Source organism: Abyssisolibacter sp. ZYX002 (assembly GCF_056892235.1).
The window spans coordinates 1-22679 of sequence record NZ_JARMXH010000001.1 but is presented as its reverse complement, the minus strand read 5'-3'; the positions used below and the strand labels follow the sequence as shown (position 1 = coordinate 22679).

Here is a 22679-nt window from a genome sequence, read left to right as displayed (position 1 = left end):
ATCATTATTATACAAAATGGGCTGTATTGAAGATTTAAAATACAGCCCATTAGCTTATTATATTTAATTCTTATCTTTGACTTTCCAGTTTATTTTATGGATTACTTCTTTTCTTCATTTTGCTTTACAACCATATCCATAAATTCAGCTACTTTCATAGCTCCTATATCTCCCTTTTCTCTATCTCTGATAGCTACATTTCCTGCCTCTGCTTCTTTTTCACCTACTATTAGCATGTACGGTATTTTCTGTAGCTGTGCTTCTCTTATTTTATAACCTATCTTTTCAGCTCTGTCATCAACTTCTACTCTTACTTCTTTTTCCATTAATTTTTTCTTTATGTCATACGCATAGTCATTGTATTTATCTGATATAGGAAGAACTTTTACTTGTACTGGTGCAAGCCACAATGGAAACTTCCCTGCATAATGCTCTATCAATATCCCAATAAATCTTTCTATAGCACCAAATATAACTCTATGAATCATTACTGGTCTATGCTTTTCACCGTCTTTACCAGTATAAGTTAAATCAAACCTTTGTGGCATTTGCATATCAAGCTGTATAGTTGCACATTGCCAAGTCCTACCTATTGCATCTTCAAGATGAATATCTATCTTTGGCCCGTAGAATGCTCCATCTCCTTCATTCATAGCATATTCTAGCTTAGCAGCTTCTAATGCTTCTTTTAGCGCATTTTCTGCCATCTCCCACTCTTCATCTGTTCCCATAGATTTTTCTGGTCTTGTTGAAAGCTCTACGTTATATTTAAATCCAAATAAGTTATAGAAATCATCTACAAACTTTAATACTCCGAGTACTTCATCTTTGATTTGTTCTGGTAACATAAATATATGAGCATCATCTTGTGTAAACGATCTAACTCTCATTAACCCGTGAAGTGTTCCTGAAAGCTCATGTCTATGAACTAATCCAAGCTCAGCCAATCTTAGTGGAAAATCTCTATAGCTGTATCTGTTATTCTTATATACCAACATAGCACCAGGACAGTTCATTGGCTTAATAGCATGATCCATATCATCTATTTTAGTAAAGTACATATTTTCTTGGTAATGATCCCAATGCCCTGATGTATGCCATAGCTCTTCGTTTAGTATTATTGGACTTTTTATCTCTCCATATCCTCTAAGAACATGCTCTTTTCTCCATAAATCTTCTAATACATTTCTAAGAGCCATTCCTTTTGGATGGAAGAATGGAAAACCTGTTCCAGCCTCATTTAAACTAAATAAATCAAGTTCCTGACCTAGCTTTCTGTGGTCTCTCTTTTTTGCTTCTTCTAGTCTTTCAATATACAAATCCAAATCTTTCTTTTTCTCAAAAGATGTTCCATATAGTCTTTGTAACATCTTATTGTTTTCATTACCTCTCCAATACGCTCCTGCTATATTCAATAGCTTTATTGCTTTTACTTTCTTTGTTGATTGTAGATGTGGCCCCGCACAAAGATCTACAAAATCTCCTTGTTTATAGAAAGATATTATTTCTCCCTCTGGTAAGTCTTCTATCAACTCTACTTTATAGTCTTCGCCCATTTCTTTCATTTTTTTGATAGCTTCATCCTTTGGTAGTATAAATTTCTCTATCTTCAAGTCTTCTTTAACTATCTTCTTCATCTCTGCTTCAATTTTTACAAAATCATCTGGCGTAAATTTATGCTCTGTATCAAAATCATAATAGAAGCCATCCTTGATTGCTGGTCCTATTGCAAGTTTAGTATCTGGATATAACCTTTTAACTGCTTGAGCTAATATATGAGAACTTGTATGTCTAAATATATCTTTTGCATCATCGTTGTCAAATTTTAATAGTTCTAAACTAGCATCTTCATTTATCTCTTCATTTACTCCAACGGTTTTACCATTTACCTTAGCTCCTAAAATAACTCTAGCTAAACCTTGGCTTATGTCATTTGCGATATCAATAACTTTTATTCCTGATTCATACTGACGTACACTGCCATCTGGTAATGTAATATTAATCATTTTAACTCCTCCTAATATTATTTATTTCTAAATATAAAAACTCCCGTTCCTAGAATCTCTTCTAGGGACGAGAGTATAATTCACGCGGTACCACCCTAATTAAATATCAAACTGATATTTCACTCACTTTAATAACGCTTTCGCGGAAAATCCTTACGTCACAAAATCATGACCTCAGATACAGCTCTGGGTTAGTTTTCAACTAGCAAGTAATAGGGTACTTACAGCCACGGTACTCCCTCTCTTTATTACTCTCTCTAATTTACTCGTCCCTTCATAGCTTTTTAACTATTAACTTTGTAAACATTATAATTATATTATACAATATTGTCAAGGGTAATTTTCAAAATAACAATATATGTTTACATAATTACCCAGGAAATGCTACTTCTTATATCTCACACGATAACTCTTTCCTTTTATTTTTTTATCTTGCAATCCTTTATATACTAGTCTTTCTTTTTCATTTAGTATCTCAATATTGGTCACTTTACCTTTAATCTCTATTTTACCTATATCATTATTGCTGATTCCGCCTATTTTTCTAATCGCTTGCATTAAGTCTTTTTTAGTAAATGAACTATTCACTACACCAGCGTTTATCTGTAACTGTACCCCTCTTTTGCTTCCTGCGACATAACGATTCTTTTTGGACATTCTCTTTTGTTCCTTCTTGCCTATTCGTCTTTGTACATGTCCACCTTTACAAGGTATTTCGTAGCCCAAGAATTTTTCCAATTCTTCAAACCTACTCTCCTCACGCTCTGTCACAAATGTTATAGCGACTCCGTTTTGATCTACTCTTCCTGTTCTTCCTATCCTGTGAATATAGTTTTCGTTATCAAACGGCACAAAGAAATTGATAACATGTGTAACTCTCTCTACATGGATACCTCTAGCTGCTACATCTGTGGCTATCAAACAGTTGTAATGTCCTCTTTTAAACGCTGCCATTGTGCTCATTCTGTCTATTTGTTTCATACCTCCATGAACACGACAAATAAGATAGCTCCACTTTTTCATGATATCATAGAGCCTTTCTACTTGCTCTTGTGTATTACAAAATATTATGGTTTTTCTAGGAGCTTCTCTCCTTAACATCATTTTTAAGAAATCAACCTTTTTGAGTGCTTCTACTTTATAATATATCTGCTCTATCTTATTTAGTGCAGAGTTATCTGGCTTAACTTCTATTCTTTCTGGTTTTTTTAGATATCTTTCACTTAGATAAATTGCTTCTTGTGGCATTGTTGCAGAAAATAACAATGTAGTTCTGCTATCTGGTGTCTTTTCTATAATCTTTTGTAGTTGTTCACCAAAACCCATAATTAACATTTCGTCCGCTTCGTCTAAAACTAAATATTTTAAATTATTCAATTTTAAGTTCTTTTTTAATAAATGGTCCATCGTTCTACCTGGTGTACCTACTACTACATGAGGCTTTTTTCTCAATTCTTTTCTTTGAATTTCTATAGGTTGTTTACCATAAACTGATACGCATTTTATTCCTTTGTATTTTCCTATTCCTGATATATCATACTTTACTTGCTCTGCAAGCTCTCTAGTTGGAACCAATACTACCATTTGCACTGATTCATCTTCTACATCAATCTTTTGACATATAGGGATTGCAAAGGCTGCTGTTTTTCCGCTTCCTGTTTGTGACTGAACTATTAAATCAACATCGTTTTCTAATAACTTTGGTATAACTATTGACTGGACTTCTAGTGGTTTCTTAAATCCAAGCTCACTAAGCCCTCTTTTTATCTCATTGCTGAGTGGATAATCTTTTATTTTTATATCATTTGTATGCATATTCTTTCCTTCCTTACAACATATTTCATTTGTTTAATTTGCCTAATGAACATAGTATATCATATTTATCTGTTTTATATTTTATTTTTTTATTTTATAATTACATTTTCATATATAACTAAGTTTTTTAATATAAATAGAGTATGATTTCATTCTATCTAAGGGGTGAATATATGGAGTTTAATATCAGAAATCTTCTTTATGAATCTAGGTTTTATAATAGTTCTCAGAGAAATATGGATTTAGAAGCAGTTTTTGAACATGTAATAAATTTTATAAAAAAAGATTGTAACTCTAGCTATAGGTTATCTATCGGCAGTGATTCTCAGGTAAAAAATGACCACACTGTATTTGTGACAGCTATAGTCATTCACAGGATAGGAACTGGCGCATGGGGCTGTGTAAACAAAATAATCATACCATATGCTATTAATGACCTTAAAGAAAAATTAGTTCTTGAAGCAAATCTAACTCTACAAATAGTAACTGAAATATCAAATAATTACCTTGAAAAGCTACTTAGCTCTGTTATTTATTATCTAGATGATAGTACATATTTTTATAATGAAATTCACATAGACATAGGTAAAAAAGGTAAATCAAAAACTATGATTAAAGAAATAATAAAGTACTTTTCTGGCTTAGGATTTGAGACGAGGATTAAGCCAGATTCTTATGCTGCATCTTCGTATGCTAATAAGTATACGAAGTAGTTATTTGGTTATTTATTATGTTTAGTTATCTTTGTGGGTCAACGGCTACTCTTTTCAACTTTTCAAGCCTGACCCCAATCTCACCAGGAGCGAAGCGACTGACATCTTTATATATAAAGTATAACACAGGATACTTTACATTCGTAAAGCCTGTGTTCTGCGAAGCTAAGAAGCTAAAATGTATTTAGTTTTTTCTATTTATTCTTGATAGTAATATGAAGAATAAATATACTTAAATATATATAATACAATTAGTAATATTAATCAAAACACAAAGAGTAGAAACAGTCGTGCATGAAGTTGGTCATGAACTTGGTTTAGCACATACGCAAAAAGAAAATAATTCAATTTCTGTAATGCGTAAATTAGGGTTCAATAATAAAGCTTATCCGTTATCTGATGATTATGCTGCTGGTATTAAAAAAATATATTAACAAAGGAGGTAAAAATAATGAAAAAAAATATATTATTAGGAGTGCTGGGTTTTGTAATTTTGTTTAGTTTTGTTTGGTTTTTTTATCAACCATTTGAAAAAAATGATAAATCCACAGCGGAAATTGTTTCCTTAGAAGGGAAAACGGATGGTGCTGATTCTTTAACTGATTTAGAGCAAAAAGCTTCAATTATTATTAGAGGTGTTAAAATAGATGAAGTTGAGGTTAAACGTCATTACTCTAAAATTGATGGCATGTTTTTAGGAGGACATACAATATCTAGTTTTAAAATTACTGATATATATAAAAACAAATCAAATAATCCTAAAATAAAGGCTGACAATAACATATTAATTTTAGAATACGCTCTGTATGACAATAAAACAAACAAAATTTATACTACTAACGGTTACGAAAATATGAAAAACAATAATGAATACTTATTGTTTTTAAACGAAGAAACAGAAGAAGGTATTTTTGTACCTTATGGAGCAACATTAGGGAAAGTTTCTTTAGATGAAAAAGGTAGTAAAGATATGTCTTTAAAAAGTCTTGAGCATGATTCAATTGAAAAGGAAATTGCTGATGAAGCTAGAAAAAAATATTTAAGACTAAGAAACTAATTAATTTTACAACAAACTATTCTTATTCCTTTACTTTGAGTTAAATGATAATAGTGTATATAAACAGCTATCATATAAAAATTTTTATATGATAGCTGTTTTGTTCTCTAGAATTCCAAATTATTTTAGTTAAGTACTTTTATGCTTTATTATATACGCCCAATTTCTTTCATTAAACTTTTCTATCAACTCACCAATTGTCATTTTATAATCTCCTTTTTACTAAATAATTATTATTAAATCTAATGGATCAGTTACTTCTAATTATAAAAAATAAATGGTTCCCGAATTGGTTCCCAACTTTTTTTATATCCTTCCCTTTCAAAATTATCAAATCTATTATAACTAGTTTCATTAGATCTTAGTTACTTCTTTAGTTCACTAATACTAAAATCTCTTTTTTCATTTTTTCACATTGTTTTAGAATTTCATATAATCTTATAGCATAGCTACTATTCAACTTCAAAATATTTTTTATCCTATATTTAGTAAAAGGGGTTTCTTTACCGCTTATAGCTAATAGTTAATAAATATGGTTTTAAATCTGGATATATACGTACAGTTAAACACCCTTTTCCTTCTTTGTATTTCGCTGAAGATAATAGACCCGTTACTAGAAAGGATTTACCTCCTTTTTCGTCTATAGTTTCTATAATAAGTTCTTTGTTTCTCAAGTTTCTTGAAGCTACTTTTATTTGTTCATAAACTGCTTTTGAATTTAAATTTAGAAATTCTGATATTTCTGTTATATTCAAATTATATTCTTTAAAATCTTTATCTGATGATTTTTTTCTGAAATTACAGTTGCTAGAAGCTTTTGTTCTATTACACTAAGCCGACCCTTAGCTTCAATCAATTTATTTGCCTTTATTTTGTACAACTCTTTATACTTATACCCCACCATTGCTCATTATTTCTTATCTTTATTAAACCTTGTAACCATATACACGGACAATATTATCAACAATGAACTAATTATATTTAGTTTGTAGAACTCCTCTTTTAGTATTGCTATTGAAAGTATTATTGAAAACACTGGTACTAGATTTATGAATATCGCTGTTCTTGATGCTCCTATCTGCTGAATTGATTTTTGTTGTATTAGATAACCTATTATCGTAGGAAATATAGACATATATAATACTCCTGCCCATGATTTCGTTGATGCCGTTGATATCATACTTATTAATCCCTCGTTGATTGAAAATGGTAATAATATAACCATGCATACTAAAAAACTATAGGCTGTCAAAAATAACGGTGTATTCTGCTTTACAAATTTTCTAACTAATATTGAATAAATCGCCCAACTTGTAACTGCACACATCATTATGATATCACCTTTATTAAACTTCATCGCTAGAAGATTGTTTATATCCCACTTCGTCACTGTAAGCACCACTCCTAACAGTGCTAAAGCTAACATGGCTAACTTTTTGGTGTCTATTTTTTCTTGACCTATAATACATGCAATAAGCATTGTTATCATTGGATTAGTTCCAGCTAATATTGATGTACTTGATGCATTAGAGTATTTGAGTGCTGTGAAAAACAATATGTGATATCCTACCATACCAATTAGTCCTAAAGTTAATATTGCAGGTAAATCTTTTATTTTTAGCTTCCAAGAATCCTTTTGCTTATATATCAATATTACAAATATCCCTATACTTGCAAAGAAAAATCTCATAAAGGTAAGTGAAACCGGTTTAAAATCTACTACTGCTACTTTTCCTCCTATAAATGCTCCCGCCCAAAATAACGCTGCTAACACCATCATCATGTATATTTTTTTGTTTTCTTTTGTTCTCATTCTCAGTCTCCTCTTCTTGTAGTTTTATAAGGTAAATCGCTAAATCATATGTGCAAGTTTAAAAAACATTTTCTATCATTCTAACCATATCTGCTTTATTTGTTGCCATCTATATTTTTTTGATAAACTCTTTACACAGTAACTTTCTAGATAATTTAGACAATAGTTTTAAATGAAGGTTGTCCTTGTTTTCTAAAAGTATAGCTAATAAAAATACTCGCTTTTTGTTAGTATTCATATCCTATGTAAAGGTTCATCTAACCTTGCAATAACAATAAATTCTTATTCTACTACAATAGTCTTAGCATGTAGGATAGCCATTTCTTCACCTATGAAAGTGTTATATATATTTTCTCTATCATATACATCTCTTAAAAACTTATATATCTGTGTAATTTTATTATTTTCATATCCAATCTCAGCTAATTTGGCTATTACTCAATATTTATCATCTGCTGTTAGATTTAACTCTATTAAATTTTTATCTATAATCATACGTCTTCTCCTGAATATTATTGATATATTATATCAGTAATATTATAAAGGGGCAACTCTTATATGAAGTTACCCCTCGTTATTAACATCTTTTTCTTCTTTATCTATATCGTCATCTATCGCTCTAAGCCATTTCATTATGAATTCTGGTATTCTTACTCCCATGGTATTACAGTTTTCTATTATACTGCCAAATTCTTTAAGACACAATGCACATATAAATATCTCAAGTAATGGCAGATCAAAACAATTTATTGCTAGTATCCTTTGGGCTGTAATTATTGCACATAATAGTATAATCTCTGCTACTTTTTTTGATAAACCAAGTCTCATGCTCTGGCTTGAAAAATGTCTAGTCTTAAATGCTTTTAATAACCCTGAAAAAATATCTAGCACTAAAAAGACAAACCAAAGAAGTATTAGTTCAAAGTTAAGCCCAGCAATATAGACAATTAACCCTGATAGTGATCCTAATAAAAATTTAAAGGCATTTACTTGCATATCTACACCTCTTTCATTTTCATTAGTTACCTTTTTTATGCATGTCTCTTGTTATATAATATTTTAGCACATGATAATTTGTTCCTTCTTATTAGTACTCAATCCTTAGTTTAGTTCCACTTATTCCTGCTTTTGCTTTCTCTACTATAACCTTTATAGGAATTCTGCTTTTTAATTCTTCTACATGACTTATTATCCCTATACATAGGTTCTGCTGTCTTAGTTTTTCTAAAGCAGTGATAACTAAATCAAGCGAATGTGCATCAAGAGAACCAAAACCTTCATCCAAAAAGAAAAATTCTAAACTTGTACTTCCTTTTAATTGTATATGGCTTGATAGTGCTAATGATAAACACAAGGAAGTTATAAATGTTTCTCCTCCTGATAATGTCTTACAGCTTCTTCTTACCCCACCATTATAGTTATCACATATTATAAATCCACTATCACTGTCAAGCTCTAAGCTATATCTACTATTTGTAATATCCATTATATTGCTAGACGCTTCTCTTACAATATAGTCAAGATGGCTTTTGGATATGTATTTAACAAAATTTTTCCCTTTTATCAGTGATGTAAGCTCTCTTATCATGTCCTTTGTATGCTCTTTAACCTCTATTTTTTTATTGAGTTCTTCTACCACAATTAGATCTTTTTTAATAGTATTAATACTTTGCAATTTTGAGCCTTGCTGCTCGTTTAGCTTTTTGTATTGCTCAGTTCTTACTTTTATTGATTCGTCAAAATTTAATAATTCTTCTTCATCTACTTTTTTACCCTTTAGTAATATATTGATTCTTCGTATGTTATTTTCTACTATCTTTAAATCATCATCATATTTTGTAACCATATCGTTTAAAACTTGTATATCCGATTTTGTTTTGAGACTATTCTCTACTTGCGTGAAATCAACAAATCCATGTTCTTTCATTAGTGTATTCACTGTTTCTCTTTTATCTTTGCTTTCTTCATGTTTTTCTCTTGATAGCTCACTGTATCTAACATTCTTCTCATACAAGTTATCTACTGTTTTTTGTTTGTCTTCACATTTACATTTTAATTCTTTCTCTGCAGTTATTATGCTCTCTTTTCTATTTATGATTTTCATTAAATAATCATTTGGATTAATATCTTTACAGACACTATTTATCTTTTTTTTGTTCTGATTTATCAATTCATTTTTCTGCTTTATTTGTTCTGAGTATTTTGTGATTTCCATACTTAAATCTGTTTTGTTTTTCCTAAGTAAGTCTATTGATATATTGAGCTCTTTATATACTGATTCTTTTTGCTTTATCTGGTCATATACTACTTTTAGTTTTTCTTCGCTTTTGTAGATATTCAATATCTCTTTTTTGAAAGAGTCAATATCAAACTCTAATCTGAGTTTTGATAACCTTCTAGATAGCCATTTATATTGGTTATTATGCTTTACTAACTTTTCTTTGTGTTCTGCTATGATTAGCTTATATTGCTCTAGCTTTGTTGATATTTCCTTCGCTTTTTTGTCGTATTCATTAATACTATCACTATACTCTTTCTCTCTTTCTTTATGTTCTAACATTTGATTATTGTATAGTTTAGAATAATCTAAGTTACTTGATAGCTGTGAGGCTTTATTTTCAATGTTTTTTGATAAATTCTCTAAATCGTCTTGAGGCAGAAGAGATTCTTTATTCTCTATTTCTTTTGAAATCTCTGATATTTGCTTGTTTAAGCTGTTTATTTCAATTTCAAGCTTTATCTTTTGGTTTTTTGATTTTTCTAACTCCATTTTACACTCGTCTATGTCTTCTTCTAAAGTGATATTGTCTATTATGATTTTCTCTTCTATCTCTCTATATATTTCAGGATGCTCTATAGAACCACATACAGGACATGGCTCTCCTTTTATGAGGCTATGTGCTAATTCCTTAGAGTATCTCTTTTTTACTTGTATCCTTTGTTCTTCTTCTAACTTTATATATAAAAGCTCTAGTCTCTTTACTTTTTCAAGTATGGGCGCTATTAATTCTTCGCTTTCTCTTACTTGTTTTTCCAATTCTTTTATTTTGTTTTTGTCTGAATTTATATCAAGTAACAACTTTTTAGCATTATCATATTCATTTTTTAATGTTTGTATATCATTTTGGCATTTTAAAAGTTCCTCTTGTTCTAGTGGTTTGTTTTTTTGTAATAGTGTGATTTCACCTTGCAAACTGTCTAATTTTTCTTTTTCATTATTGATATTTTCTCTTATTTCGCTTAAAGTTCTTTCGTCACTTTTGACGTATGCTTCGTATTTATTTAAATCATCATTTATATCTTGGATTTTGCTTTGGATTGCTTCTGCTTCATTTTCTATATTTACACCATCATCTATTTTTCTCCTATATTCAGGCTGAACTAATAAACTCTCTTTTTGATTGTTTAACATCACCAAGCTATTTTCTATTGTTTCTTTTTCTTGTGTTTTTTTATATATACTTTCGTCAGCCTTTATCATACTGTAATTTGCTTTTTCGTATGCTTCGTCTAAGAATTTAAGCTGATTACTCAATGTCTCTAATTGTTTATTTAACTCTATAGATTCTTTTACTTCATGCTCTACTACAAGTAGACTACCAAGTTCATTGTTTTTTATTGAAAGTGCTTTTTCATAGCTTTTCTTTATCTCATCAAGTTCAAGCTTTGCTTTCTCTAACTCTGCTTTTACATGTTCTAATAGTCCACTATATTTTAATGCATCACACTCTAATTGAGTAAGCTCTCTTATCACTGGCCATACAATATTAGCTTTATTTGCTTTTAACAATACCTCTTTGTTTTTATCTATTTCATAAGACATTTTTTCTAGATTTTCTTTTGTGGATACATATTTGTTTAACTCTATGTTTAAATCATACGATTTCTTATAAGCTTGATACTTTGTGTTTAACTCTTTTATCTCAATCTCAAGTTTTTCTCCAGTTTTTATAAGCTCTTTATATTCTTTTTCTAAAGTATCTAACTGTTCCTTTGACACATCTTGATATCTGCTTCTTTCCCCTTGTAATGAGTCTAATTCTGCTTTATTGTTGTTACTTTTAGTCTTGAGTGCTTCTGATAGGTTCTTTCCATATTTGCTAAGACTGAGCATCCTCTCCATCATATTATTTCTATCACTATCTTGTAATTTTAAGAACTCACTAAATTTACCTTGAGGTAGTATAACCGATCTTGTAAAATCATCCCTTTGTAGACCTATGATATTTATGATATTATTTTCAACTTGAGAAGCTCCTTCTGCTATAACTTCACTTTTATCTCCTAGAGAATTTAATCTAGAAAAATCCATTTTTGTCTTGCCATGCTTGTCTCTACGAAACGCTCTATCTACTCTATAAACATTTCTATTCTCTGAGCTTTTTGTATCAAATTCAAAACTTACATAAAGTTTATCTGTTGAAGTATTTACAAACTCTCTTGTTCCTCTAGGGATTTTGCCATAAAGGGCTAGTATTATACCATCTAATATACTTGATTTACCGCTCCCTGTTGGTCCAAATACTCCAAATAGACCTCTTTGATTGAGTTTCATAAAATCTATCTCCTGCATCTGCAAGAAGCTGTTCAATCCCTGAATTTTTAATTTTCTAGGCCTCATTTATATCACCCGCTTCTCTTACTACTTCATCAAATAACTCCAGTAAATCTTCCTTTGGATTTACTCCTCTTTCACTTAGATAAAACTCTTTAAACAGCTGTGAGATATTTTTTTTAGTAATATCTACTGGTTCATTTTGTAGTTCTTCTTCTATGTCATATATAGGCATTATTGATAGTAAATCAGGCTTTAGTTCTTTGAGTTTCTTAATTTCTGACTGCATTAACACTTGATTTAACTTAATCTTTAGATATGCCCAAGTTTGTCTATCTTCGTTATCTATACATCTTCTTATTGACTGCTCTAATGTATCACACTTCCATATCTCTATTGGTTTTATGTTCTCTAAAAAGACTTCCGAAATCTTTGGTGCTTCATTGTTTTGTGCTTCTATGATATATACTCCTTTGCTATAACCTATTTCGCTACTGCTATATTGAAGAAGTGAACCAGAATAAAAAGCTGTTTCTGATTTTTTCACTCTCTGAGGTCTATGCAGATGCCCTAGCGCTATATATTGCGCTTTGTTTGGTAGTTTGCTACCTTCTACTACAAGTCCACCTCCTATTTGTATAGGTCTTTCTGAATCCGTCGTTATTGATCCTTCAACAAACAAATGACTCATCGCTAAATTGATAGTATCTTCTCTATATTTCTGATTTATCTCATCAAATATTTTGCCTACCATTTCGCTATAAGATATCTGCATTGATTCTAAATCTGTAACATCCTTAAATACTTCTTTTATTCTCTGTTCACTTGGATAAGGCAACAGACCAATTATAGCTTTTTCTGTGTTTATATTTACTTCAATATATCCTCTTCCACTATCAATGATTTCATGACTACCTAGTTTTCCTACACTAGGTATATCATCCAGAGTTCCTAGAAGCACTATTCCATGATCATATGCCAATACTCTAGAAGCTGATAATCTATCTGGGCTATCATGATTACCCGCTATTGCTATTACTACTCTTTTACCATCTTCTGAGATATCTTTGATGGTATTGTAAAACAATTTTTCAGCCTTTGCTGGTGGGTTACTAGTATCGTAAATATCTCCAGCTATCAAAACCAAATCTATATCATTTTCCTTTATTGTTTTTGTAAGTGATTTTAGTATATACTCTTGTTCCTCTAACCTACTATGTCCTTCTAGATGCTTTCCTAAATGCCAGTCAGAGGTGTGCAATATCCTCATTTATTCACCTCCTAGTAAATACTTATAGCTTTGTTCATTGTCAATAAATATATATAACTTTCTTTTACTTTTACTTCTCTAATTTTTTCAAACGCTTCTTTATATAGTTCAATCTGTTTCTTGTATCTATTTTTTATTTCTTCTATATTTTCATCTTCTACGTAATCTGTCTTGTAATCTATCAATACAAACTCTGAATCTTCTTCAAAGCAACAGTCTATTATCCCTTGAATATATAGTTGATCTTTGCATTTCTCTAAATCTCCTATAATCTCAGTTGATTCTTTTTTCATAACAAATGGTGTCTCTCTTAGTATGTTACTTGATTTTTTCATTCTTTTACCTATATCACTGTTAAAAAAGCTTAATATAGGCTTTATATTTATTACCTGAGCTTCCTCTCTGGTAATCATTTCTTTTGTAATCATTGCATCTAACTGAGCTGATATACTATCTTTATCTTGTACGTTGTGTATATCCAAGTGCTGCATTACATAGTGCATTAGCGTTCCTTTTTGAGTTGCTGTAAACTTACCAGTATCAGATGCAAACCTAGGTATATTGCTAAGTGATGGTATCCTATGGTTCATTAATTTGATGTCATTGTATGTTGCTTTACTTGTATCCGTAACAGTTATCTTTGCTGGGATAAATATGGATTCTTTGTTAGGATACTCAAAGTTAAACCTTTTTTCTAGAGCTTTTGCTGCTTTACCCTCTTCATGATTGAATTTTAGTAACTTCTCTTTGACTTTATCTTTGGCTAATGTTTTTTCTTCATTTAAGATTAAATCATCTAACGAGATTATATTGATTTTGAAACTAGAAGCATCCTCTTCTACCATCCCGTGTTTATTTGCTAATTCACGGATAAGAGTTCCGTTTTGATGCTTAGTTAAAGTCATCATAATCCAGTCTATATACGAGGTGCTATTCATCAAGTTGTATGTAGTAATATTTCTACACCATTTTACACTTGATTTGTTTATATTATCTACTGAGCCAAAGAGTATGAGTTTATCTACTGCTCTTGTTAACCCTACGTAAAGAATTCTCATCTCTTCTGCTAAACTCTCTAGTTTTATTTTCTTCTTTATTGCAGCTTGTGATAAAGATGTGTGGTGTATTCTTTTATCTATGTCAACAAATTTAGGGCCTATCCCTAATTCCTTGTGTAGCAAGACTTCTTCTCTTGTATCCATCATGTTGAATTTTTTTCCTAGCCCTGCACATATCACTACTGGAAACTCTAACCCTTTGCTTTTATGAATACTCATTATTCTAACTACGTTTTCATTTTCTCCCAGTGTTTTAGCTTCGCTCATATCACTACCACTTTTTTTCATCTTATCTATAAACCTTATGAAGTTAAAAAGTCCTTTTATTGAAGATTGCTCAAACTGATTTGCCCTAGATATCAACACTCTTAGATTGGCTTGTTTTTGAGCTCCGTTCTTCATCGCACCTACATAATAATAGTAACCCGTATTTATTAGCATGTCCCATATAAACTCATCAAGTTTTTGGTATCTTACCTTGTTAGACCATTCATCTAGTTTACCTAAAAAATGTTTTATTTTAATCTGTAAATCTATATCACTTGTAAAATCAACTAAAGATTCATAGAAAGTTTTTTCATGGCTGTTTATCCTTATCTGTATTAATTCATCTATACTAAAACCACCTATAGGTGATTTCATAACGCTTATTAATGGTAAATCATTTCTTTTATTGTCTATAAGACTAAGCACATCTAAAACAAGGCGTATTTCTACCGTCTGAAAATACCTTTGATTATCATCTGCATAAACTGGTATTCCTTCCTCTATAAAGCTTTCTACAAAAACATCTGCTACATTTCTTGTGGCTCTAAGTAACACTACTATATCTTTATAGTCTATTGATTTATAGCCGTTTTCTTTTGGCTTATACGTTTTCTTACCTATTAACTTCTTTATTCTATTTGCTACTGCTTTTGCTTCTAGCTCTATGCTCTTTAAATCAGCTAGTTCTGAGTCTATTTCACTATACTGAGCTATTATATCTTTTTTTGGTAATATGTTTATTTCTACGCTTTCATCATCTATTGGTTTGAAATCCATACCTTTATAAAGATATGCTTCTTTGTTATACTCAATATCGCCGATTTCTTTTCTCATGATGTTTTTAAATATATAGTTAACCCCTAATAGCACTTCTTCTCTACTTCTAAAGTTTTGTGATAGTATTATCCTTTTGTTTTTTAGAGTATCTTGCTCATAAGTATTATATTTGTCTATAAATATTGATGGATCTGCCATTCTAAATCTATATATACTCTGTTTTACATCTCCCACTAAAAACAGATTGTCATCTCTTTTTATTCTATTGATTATTGTCTCTTGAACTATATTGCTATCTTGATATTCATCTACAAATATGTACTCATATTTATCTCTTATTGCTTCTTTTATATATTCATTTTCTAATATTTTTAATGTATAATGCTCTAAATCGTTAAAATCCAGTATGTTTTTGTCTAGTTTTTTTTCATTAAACCTGTCTGCAAATTTATTTACTACACTGTTTAAATACTCCACTATAGGCATTAGTGTTTTCATTTCTTCTATTTGTTTATCCATACCTTTTTTTAGTATGTTTTCTTTGAGATTGCCTATTATATTCTTTTTAAATATATTCCTTATTTCTTTTACTTCATCTATCTTCGCCTGATCTATTTCTTCTTTTCTTGCTCCTCTAATAGATTTAAATTTTTCAAACTCTATATCTCTAACACCAGTAAAAAATTCATCTAATCCTATACATAACCTATGTGCTAAATCATCTACCATATCAATATCATCACATATTGCTTCTTGGTATTCTGTAGGCCCATCGTCTGCTCTACATGTTTGTAATGCTTCTAGTAGTAAATCATAAGCTCCTTCTAGCTCTATTTTTATACTCTCAATTATTGTTTTCACCCAAATATTATCATAAAAACTATCTTCCTCTATATTAAAATACTGTGCTATTTCCTCTAGCCATTGTTTTGGATCCGGCTTACTTTGAATAAAGCTATATATCTTTAAAACTAAACTCTGTAGTTTTATATCGTTTTTAGCACCTGCATAGCCTTCTACTAGTTTTATGAAATTTTCATTTTCTTCTTTGTATTCTTCTTCAAACACTTCGTCTAGTGCTTCTTGAAGTAATATATTTCTCTCTGTAATATCAGCTACTCTAAAGCTATGGTCAAGTCCTACTACATGAAAGTTTCTCCTTATAACATCTATACAAAATGAATGTAGTGTTGTTATACTAGCTCTATTTAATAGTGTAAGTTGTTTCTTTAAATGCTCTTTGTGCATATTGTCTTCTTCGATTTTCCTAGATATTGCCTCTAATATCCTATCTCTCATTTCTCCTGCTGCTGCTTTAGTAAATGTTACTATCAAAAGCTTGTCTATATCTAGCAAATCCTCTGTTATAAGCCTTATAATTCTCTCTACTAATACCGCCGTCTTACCAGAGCCAGCAGCTGCACTAACTAGTAAGTTATGCTTTCTAGCTGTTATTGCATCTAGCTGATCTTTAGTCCATTTAGGCATCTGCTTCACTCTCCTCGCGCTTAAGTTTCTCTATTACTTCTTTGTTTGACAACTTAGGTATCTTATTGTACTTGTTTTCATTTGATGCTATATCAAATCTACATATAGATTTATATTCACAAAAATCACATGCAGTTTGAGTACTTGTTTTTGTAGGATTGATATTTATATTTCCAACTAATATATTCTTACCTAAGTCTTTAATGAGATTTCTAACATGCTCAAGTAGTGCATCAAGCTCCTCTTTTGATATTACAGATGAAGTCTTAGATACTGATCCTGATTTTGTTACTGCAACAGGCAAAACAGAAGATTTTTGGTCTAATTCTATATCTCTATCCATCGCCTTTATAATCTTTATATCGTTTAATACTAAACCTTTAAGTTTTAGTGCCTTTAGTATCTCTTTTTCTATAACCTCACTATCCATTTCTTCTATGTTTATTAGTGGATCATGTAGTCTAAAATAGAATATTCCACCTGGCATCAAATCTTTGTCTGTAAATAGATGCTTGTTTTGCAAAACTGCATCAAGATAAACCATCAGCTGTAGCTGTAGTCCATAATATACATCTGACAATGTAAAATCTTTACTACCTGATTTATAATCTATAATTTTTATATAATCCTGTGTATCTCCTTCTAATACATCTAATCTATCAATTCTACCCTCTAATTTTAAAATATCACCATTATCAAGCTCTATTAATATTGGAGGTGCTTTGTACCCTTCGGACTCTCCAAAGCTAAACTCAAACTCTTTAGGTATAAACTCACCCTGCTTTAACTGCTCTATCATTGTCCAGACTGATCTTTTTGTTATTCTTTTTAATCTCTTAACCAAATATTTATATTTAAATGAGCTAAATAGTATTTTATTGCCGAAATTGTTAGTCACATCTTCTACTATATCTTCTACCATAATATCACTTTGCTCTTTGTCTATACTAACCCAATCCTTGTATCTACTAGTAACATCATTTGAAAATACTTCTAGAGAATCATGGAAAAGCTTACCCATGTCAGGTGGATCTATTTTGTATTCTTTTCTTCTTTGTGGTCTTAAACCATACTTAACAAAATGTGAAAACGGACAATTAATGTATTTTTCAAATCTTGATATACTTGATACTAGCGGTATACCATATAACCTTTTTGCGTTATCATAACCTAGCTGTCTATGCGCATTTGTATAAAATAGCCCTTCTAGCATATGGTTTAGCTTTTGTTTGTATATTTCACTATTGTAATACCAGTTATACACATCCCACCAAGAGTCACTTATTTCTTTACCGTCTACATAATCTCTAAGAATCTGCACCATGTATTTAAACGTAGATTTTGCAGAGGTTATCTGTCTGTTTATTAATACTTCTTTGGGGTCTGAAATATCGCTTTTTATTACAAGACTAGAAAATACGCTTTTTAATTTACTTATATATATTGATGGTCTAGTAGTTTTACCTTCGCTATCAGCTAAGACATAGCTCATCCATATATATTCACTAGGTTTAGATATTGCACTGTACATCAATAGCTTTTCTTCATAAGCTTTGGTTAAGCTATCAGATACTATATTCATCCCTTTTTCTTTTAATATTTCTTTTTCTTCATCTGATATCAAACCTGATATACTAGCTGGAGAAGGTAACACCCCATCGTTAACCCCTACTACAAATAATGCTTTTATTGGATGTGTTCTTGACCTTTCTACATTACCCACTATTACTTGGTCTAAAGTTGTTGGTATTAGCCCAAGCTTATACTCTTTGAATCCTGTCTCTAATAAATCTATATACTCTTTTAGCTTTATTTTTGTATCTCCTAATATATCAACGACCTGCTGTAAAACTTCCATTATTATATTCCAAATTTGTGTTGTTTCATTAGCATATTCTAGATTTCCACAATCTTTAAGTTCCTCAACCCAACTATTTATCTTACTTTCTAAAGCCATAGCCTCAAAAAAGTCAACCAAATTCTTTGTTATATCTATAACAGTATTCTTGCTTGTTATGCTTTTCTTAAGTGCATCTATTGGCGTTATTATTTTTGCTCTGATTTTGTTAATGTGACTCAAATTTTTATCTTTGAACTCAAAATCATTAAGCCATGTCTCTCCTTTTATCCCATACTCTAGACAATAGTTTTCTAGTAATTCGTAGTCATCTTTTTCTACATCACAAAGCCCCGTTTTTACATAACTAAAAACATCATCATACCTATAATTTCTATCAATAATATTTAACAGTGATACTATGTACTTAACTATAGTATTGCTTGTTATATTCCTCTTTTCATCTATAAAATATGGTATATCGTATTCTTTGAATACTTGTTTTATGATTATTCCATATTCGTTCATTGAACCTGTAACTATTGCAATATCCCTAAATCTATAACCTCTTTTCCGTACCAAAGACATAATCTTAGATGCTACATACTCTATCTCTATATACGGACTAGATAAACTATACACATCAATATCACCCAATTTGTGATTATATTTGGCATATGGATATGCAAAGAAATTTTTCTCTAGGTGATTTAGGGTGCTTGATTTTCTATAGCTTATATCTTCTAAATCTGTCTTCGTCTCTTTAAAGTTATTGTTATTAGCTATCTCTCTAAGTTTAGTTAATGTGTTATAGGATGTATTAAATAAGTCAGTATCATTTGCATCTTTATTCATATCAATTGTCAAACTTATATTGACCTTCTCTGCTTTTTGTACCAGCTTTTCTATGATTCTATATTGCTGTCTAGTAAATCTATTGTATCCATCAAGCCATATCTCTGTATTAGAAAAAATACCAGCTTCTTCTATCTTCTCAATAAATAGATTTGCTCTATCCTCTTTGTCTGTATAGTTCTCTGACATATATTCTTGAAGCTGTGAGTATACTAAATGAACATCATGAAGTTTTTTTGTTAGTATATTGTTTTCACCTAAACCTTCTTGTTTTTGTATTAGCTCATCAGGCATTATATCGTTTCTCTTAAATTCGTCTATCAAATCATTTATACTTGACAAAAAACCTGTTTGATTTGAAACTCTCTGATAAACCTTGAGATTATGCTTATTTGATTCAAATAATCTTCTTAGAATCATCACTTTTCCGAGTTCATTTATTTCATTGTTTCTAAGTCCTCCAAGCTCTCCCAAAACTTTATATATAAGTCTTTCAAAACTCAGCACTTCAACCATCATTATACCTTCTAAACCCATTTTAGATATTAAATCTATCTCAGCTTCTAGTGTAAATTGCTCTGGTACCAATAATATCAATCTCTTTTTTTTATCTTGCTTTAATTTATGAAGTATTTCTTTGTATATATGTGTAGTTTTGCCACTACCTGCTCTACCTAATATATATCTTAAATTCATCTATCTCACCCTCTTAAAGTACATATATTATATATTTTATCATACTTTATCACCTTTGAATTATGATTTTATTCAACCTTTTTCTTTCATTTTACTATTCTACATTTTAATTCATATTACTCCTATTTATTCCGCAGTATTGCAATTTTTGGCATCTGATTATATAATCAAATTAAATAGAACATACTATAAATGAGGATGTGATCTTGATGCAAAATAATACATCATCTATTAATGATAAGGTTATAGTTGACATTCAAGAGATTTTTAATTGTATTAAGAATTACAAATATGAGGAAGCTTTTTTACTCTCTTCTATGATAATAGAGAGAAGCGACAGCGGTGATCAGTTATTTCATGAATGGGTAAAATCTTTAGCTGAATTTTATTCATGTAATAAAAAAGATACCGCCATACAGTTATTAGAGAAGATTAAGCCAGAAAAAATAGAAAATATAATTCATTTTAGAATAATCAATACTCTATTGAGCTTTTCTATTGAGATTGGCAACAAAACTAATTTTCTCAAATATTATAAGTTATTGAAAGCAAATATGAATAAGCTACATGATGACGATGAATTACACGTAAGTATAACTAGTAATTTTGCTAATGGGTTTTATGAATTTGAGTGTTACGAAAAATCACTTGAATATTGTGATATCGCTATATCTATAGCCCAAAAGAATAGATATTTTGGCAGACCTTTCTCTATTTCTATCATGATAAAGATAGTCAATTTATTTAAAATAAGAAAAACTATTGAAGCTAAAAATTTGAAAAACGATTTTGAAGTTTTTTTAAAAATTACTAATAATAAAAAAGACATCTTCATCCTTAATAACGTATTGAAAAATATGGACATTATAGATTGAAAGAAATTTCACTTTACGTGAAATTTCTTTTTTGTCATATAATTCTCCTTTTGTTGTTATATTTTTCATATAGTTGTATAATATATCTTAGATAGTTTTACATACAAATAGCCAATACTAAATAGGGAGGTATGATAAATGGATAAAAACAAAAAGAAAACTGTTTTATGGGACACTTACAGTGAACAACTCACTAACGAAACGTTCAGTTTTGGAGAAAAGTATAGAAAATTCATGTCCAAATGTAAAACCGAAAGAGAATGTGTTAAAAATCTTATAGTAGAAGCAAAAGAATATGGTTATAGGGATTTAGAAACTATAATTAAAAACAAAGAAAATCTTAAACCAGGTGACAAAGTATATTGTAACAATAGAGATAAATCTCTAGCGTTATTCCATATTGGTTCTAGACCATTTGAAGATGGTCTTAGAATACTTGGTGCACATGTAGATTCTCCAAGAATAGACTTAAAGCAAAATCCACTATATGAAGAGTCCGGATTCGCTATGTTTAAAACTCACTATTACGGTGGAATCAAAAAATTTCAATGGGTTACGTTACCTTTAGCTTTACATGGAGTAGTTGCTAAAAAAGATGGCACTTTAGTTGATGTAGTTATTGGTGAAGATAGTACTGATCCAGTTATAGGTATTTCTGATGTACTACCTCATTTATCTAAGAATCAAAATAGTAAAAAAATAAGTGAAGCTTTTACTGGTGAAAATCTAAATATCTGCGTTGGAAGCATCCCTTTAAAATCTGACGACGATAAAGAGGAAAACAAAGTTAAGAAAAACATACTCAAGATTCTTAAGGACAAATATGACATTGAAGAAGACGACTTTTTATCTTCAGAATTTGAAGCTGTACCTGCTGGAGAAGCTAGAGACTACGGTCTTGATAATAGCATGATTTTAGCATATGGTCATGATGATAGAATTTGTTCATATACATCATTTGAAGCTATGATGAGATTAGATAGTTGTGACAAGACATGTGTAACTTTACTTGTTGATAAGGAAGAAATAGGTAGTGTTGGTGCTAGTGGAATGTGCTCAAAATTCTTTGAAAACAAGCTAGCTGAAATCATGGAGTTATGTGGAGAATACAGTGAGTTAAGATTACGTAGATCTCTAGCAAATTCTAAGATGTTATCTTCTGATGTAAACGCTGGTTTTGATCCAAATTTCCCTGATGTTTATGAAAAAAATAATTCATCATACTTTGGTAAAGGTCTAGTACTTTGCAAATACACAGGTGCCCGTGGTAAATCTGGTTCTAATGACGCTTCTCCTGAGTACATTGCAGAGCTAAGAAAACTATATGATAAACATGATATCAAGTTCCAGATGGCAGAGTTAGGTAAAGTTGATCAAGGCGGTGGTGGAACTATAGCTTATATACTTGCTGAATATGATATGGACGTTATAGACGCTGGTATTGCTGTCCACAACATGCATGCGCCTTATGAAGTAGCTAGTAAAATTGATATCTACGAAGCCGTAAGAGCATATCATGCTTTCTTGAAAGAGATATAAACAATAAATGAATAACAAGGCTATCGTTTGATGGCATATAAAAAGACCTTTGACTTGG

General features: G+C 30.4%; 15 protein-coding genes, 1 pseudogene and 1 other annotated feature. Of the genes and pseudogenes, 5 read left to right on the top strand and 11 right to left on the bottom strand.

What is annotated here, in order from left to right; genetic code table 11:
• Positions 1-101: 101 nt before the first annotated feature.
• Positions 102-2006 carry a threonine--tRNA ligase gene (gene thrS, locus P3X86_RS00080; RefSeq protein WP_483290579.1) on the bottom strand — a complete coding sequence of 635 codons (1905 nt, stop codon included), beginning with the start codon at positions 2004-2006 and terminating at the stop codon, positions 102-104.
• 60 nt (positions 2007-2066) lie between these two features.
• Positions 2067-2293, bottom strand: a binding site (T-box leader).
• Positions 2294-2390: 97 nt separating this feature from the next.
• The gene (locus P3X86_RS00075) at positions 2391-3821 is read right to left on the bottom strand and encodes a DEAD/DEAH box helicase (protein ID WP_483290578.1); all 1431 of its coding nucleotides are present in this window, start codon (positions 3819-3821) and stop codon (positions 2391-2393) included.
• 173 nt (positions 3822-3994) lie between these two features.
• Between P3X86_RS00075 and P3X86_RS00070 the strand changes: the two genes are divergently transcribed.
• The 3 genes from P3X86_RS00070 to P3X86_RS00060 all read left to right on the top strand — a co-directional run bounded on the left by P3X86_RS00070 (position 3995) and on the right by P3X86_RS00060 (position 5591).
• Positions 3995-4534 (top strand): ribonuclease H-like YkuK family protein, encoded by a 540-nt coding sequence (locus tag P3X86_RS00070; protein WP_483290577.1) that lies wholly within the window; start codon positions 3995-3997, stop codon positions 4532-4534.
• 290 nt (positions 4535-4824) lie between these two features.
• A complete protein-coding gene (locus P3X86_RS00065) occupies positions 4825-4968 on the top strand; it encodes a matrixin family metalloprotease (protein ID WP_483290576.1) in 144 nt (47 codons plus the stop codon).
• A 17-nt stretch (positions 4969-4985) separates the two neighbouring features.
• Positions 4986-5591 (top strand): hypothetical protein, encoded by a 606-nt coding sequence (locus P3X86_RS00060; protein ID WP_483290575.1) that lies wholly within the window; start codon positions 4986-4988, stop codon positions 5589-5591.
• A gap of 373 nt (positions 5592-5964) precedes the next feature.
• Here the strand turns inward: P3X86_RS00060 and P3X86_RS00055 are convergent, their stop codons facing one another.
• The 9 genes and pseudogenes from P3X86_RS00055 to addB all read right to left on the bottom strand — a co-directional run bounded on the left by P3X86_RS00055 (position 5965) and on the right by addB (position 20207).
• Entirely contained in the window at positions 5965-6105 is a 141-nt protein-coding gene (locus tag P3X86_RS00055) for a RepB family plasmid replication initiator protein (RefSeq protein ID WP_483291716.1), read from the bottom strand.
• Positions 6095-6367: pseudogene (locus tag P3X86_RS00050) on the bottom strand (replication initiation protein); the annotation flags it as partial. The gene P3X86_RS00055 and the pseudogene P3X86_RS00050, both read right to left, overlap by 11 nt.
• 134 nt (positions 6368-6501) lie before the next feature.
• The gene (locus tag P3X86_RS00045; RefSeq protein WP_483290574.1) at positions 6502-7404 is read right to left on the bottom strand and encodes a DMT family transporter; all 903 of its coding nucleotides are present in this window, start codon (positions 7402-7404) and stop codon (positions 6502-6504) included.
• Between the two features lie 282 nt (positions 7405-7686).
• Entirely contained in the window at positions 7687-7839 is a 153-nt protein-coding gene (locus P3X86_RS00040; protein WP_483291715.1) for a PTS sugar transporter subunit IIA, read from the bottom strand.
• Between the two features lie 129 nt (positions 7840-7968).
• Positions 7969-8400 (bottom strand): phage holin family protein, encoded by a 432-nt coding sequence (locus P3X86_RS00035; RefSeq protein WP_483290573.1) that lies wholly within the window; start codon positions 8398-8400, stop codon positions 7969-7971.
• A gap of 91 nt (positions 8401-8491) precedes the next feature.
• Positions 8492-12025: an AAA family ATPase gene (locus P3X86_RS00030; protein WP_483290572.1), complete on the bottom strand. Its 3534-nt coding sequence runs from the start codon at positions 12023-12025 to the stop codon at positions 8492-8494.
• On the bottom strand, positions 12015-13229 hold the full coding sequence (locus P3X86_RS00025) for a metallophosphoesterase family protein (protein ID WP_483290571.1): 1215 nt from the start codon (positions 13227-13229) through the stop codon (positions 12015-12017). The genes P3X86_RS00030 and P3X86_RS00025 overlap by 11 nt, the downstream gene beginning before the upstream one ends.
• An 11-nt stretch (positions 13230-13240) precedes the next feature.
• Entirely contained in the window at positions 13241-16819 is a 3579-nt protein-coding gene (addA, locus tag P3X86_RS00020) for a helicase-exonuclease AddAB subunit AddA (protein ID WP_483290570.1), read from the bottom strand.
• Positions 16812-20207 (bottom strand): helicase-exonuclease AddAB subunit AddB, encoded by a 3396-nt coding sequence (gene addB, locus P3X86_RS00015; RefSeq protein ID WP_483290569.1) that lies wholly within the window; start codon positions 20205-20207, stop codon positions 16812-16814. Before addB ends, addA begins: the two co-directional genes overlap by 8 nt.
• A gap of 209 nt (positions 20208-20416) precedes the next feature.
• Here addB and P3X86_RS00010 point away from each other — a divergent pair, with 209 nt between their 5' ends.
• Together P3X86_RS00010 and P3X86_RS00005 are read left to right on the top strand one after the other, a co-directional pair.
• A complete protein-coding gene (locus tag P3X86_RS00010) occupies positions 20417-21082 on the top strand; it encodes a hypothetical protein (RefSeq protein ID WP_483290568.1) in 666 nt (221 codons plus the stop codon).
• Between the two features lie 138 nt (positions 21083-21220).
• Positions 21221-22621 (top strand): aminopeptidase, encoded by a 1401-nt coding sequence (locus P3X86_RS00005; RefSeq protein ID WP_483290567.1) that lies wholly within the window; start codon positions 21221-21223, stop codon positions 22619-22621.
• The last annotated feature ends 58 nt before the right edge of the window (positions 22622-22679 follow it).

Coding starts and splice junctions, on each gene's coding strand:
- thrS (WP_483290579.1), bottom strand. CDS start 2,006: ATGATTAATATTACATTACCAGATGGCAGTGTACGTCAGTATGAATCA.
- P3X86_RS00075 (WP_483290578.1), bottom strand. CDS start 3,821: ATGCATACAAATGATATAAAAATAAAAGATTATCCACTCAGCAATGAG.
- P3X86_RS00070 (WP_483290577.1), top strand. CDS start 3,995: ATGGAGTTTAATATCAGAAATCTTCTTTATGAATCTAGGTTTTATAAT.
- P3X86_RS00060 (WP_483290575.1), top strand. CDS start 4,986: ATGAAAAAAAATATATTATTAGGAGTGCTGGGTTTTGTAATTTTGTTT.
- P3X86_RS00045 (WP_483290574.1), bottom strand. CDS start 7,404: ATGAGAACAAAAGAAAACAAAAAAATATACATGATGATGGTGTTAGCA.
- P3X86_RS00035 (WP_483290573.1), bottom strand. CDS start 8,400: ATGCAAGTAAATGCCTTTAAATTTTTATTAGGATCACTATCAGGGTTA.
- P3X86_RS00030 (WP_483290572.1), bottom strand. CDS start 12,025: ATGAGGCCTAGAAAATTAAAAATTCAGGGATTGAACAGCTTCTTGCAG.
- P3X86_RS00025 (WP_483290571.1), bottom strand. CDS start 13,229: ATGAGGATATTGCACACCTCTGACTGGCATTTAGGAAAGCATCTAGAA.
- addA (WP_483290570.1), bottom strand. CDS start 16,819: ATGCCTAAATGGACTAAAGATCAGCTAGATGCAATAACAGCTAGAAAG.
- addB (WP_483290569.1), bottom strand. CDS start 20,207: ATGAATTTAAGATATATATTAGGTAGAGCAGGTAGTGGCAAAACTACA.
- P3X86_RS00010 (WP_483290568.1), top strand. CDS start 20,417: ATGCAAAATAATACATCATCTATTAATGATAAGGTTATAGTTGACATT.
- P3X86_RS00005 (WP_483290567.1), top strand. CDS start 21,221: ATGGATAAAAACAAAAAGAAAACTGTTTTATGGGACACTTACAGTGAA.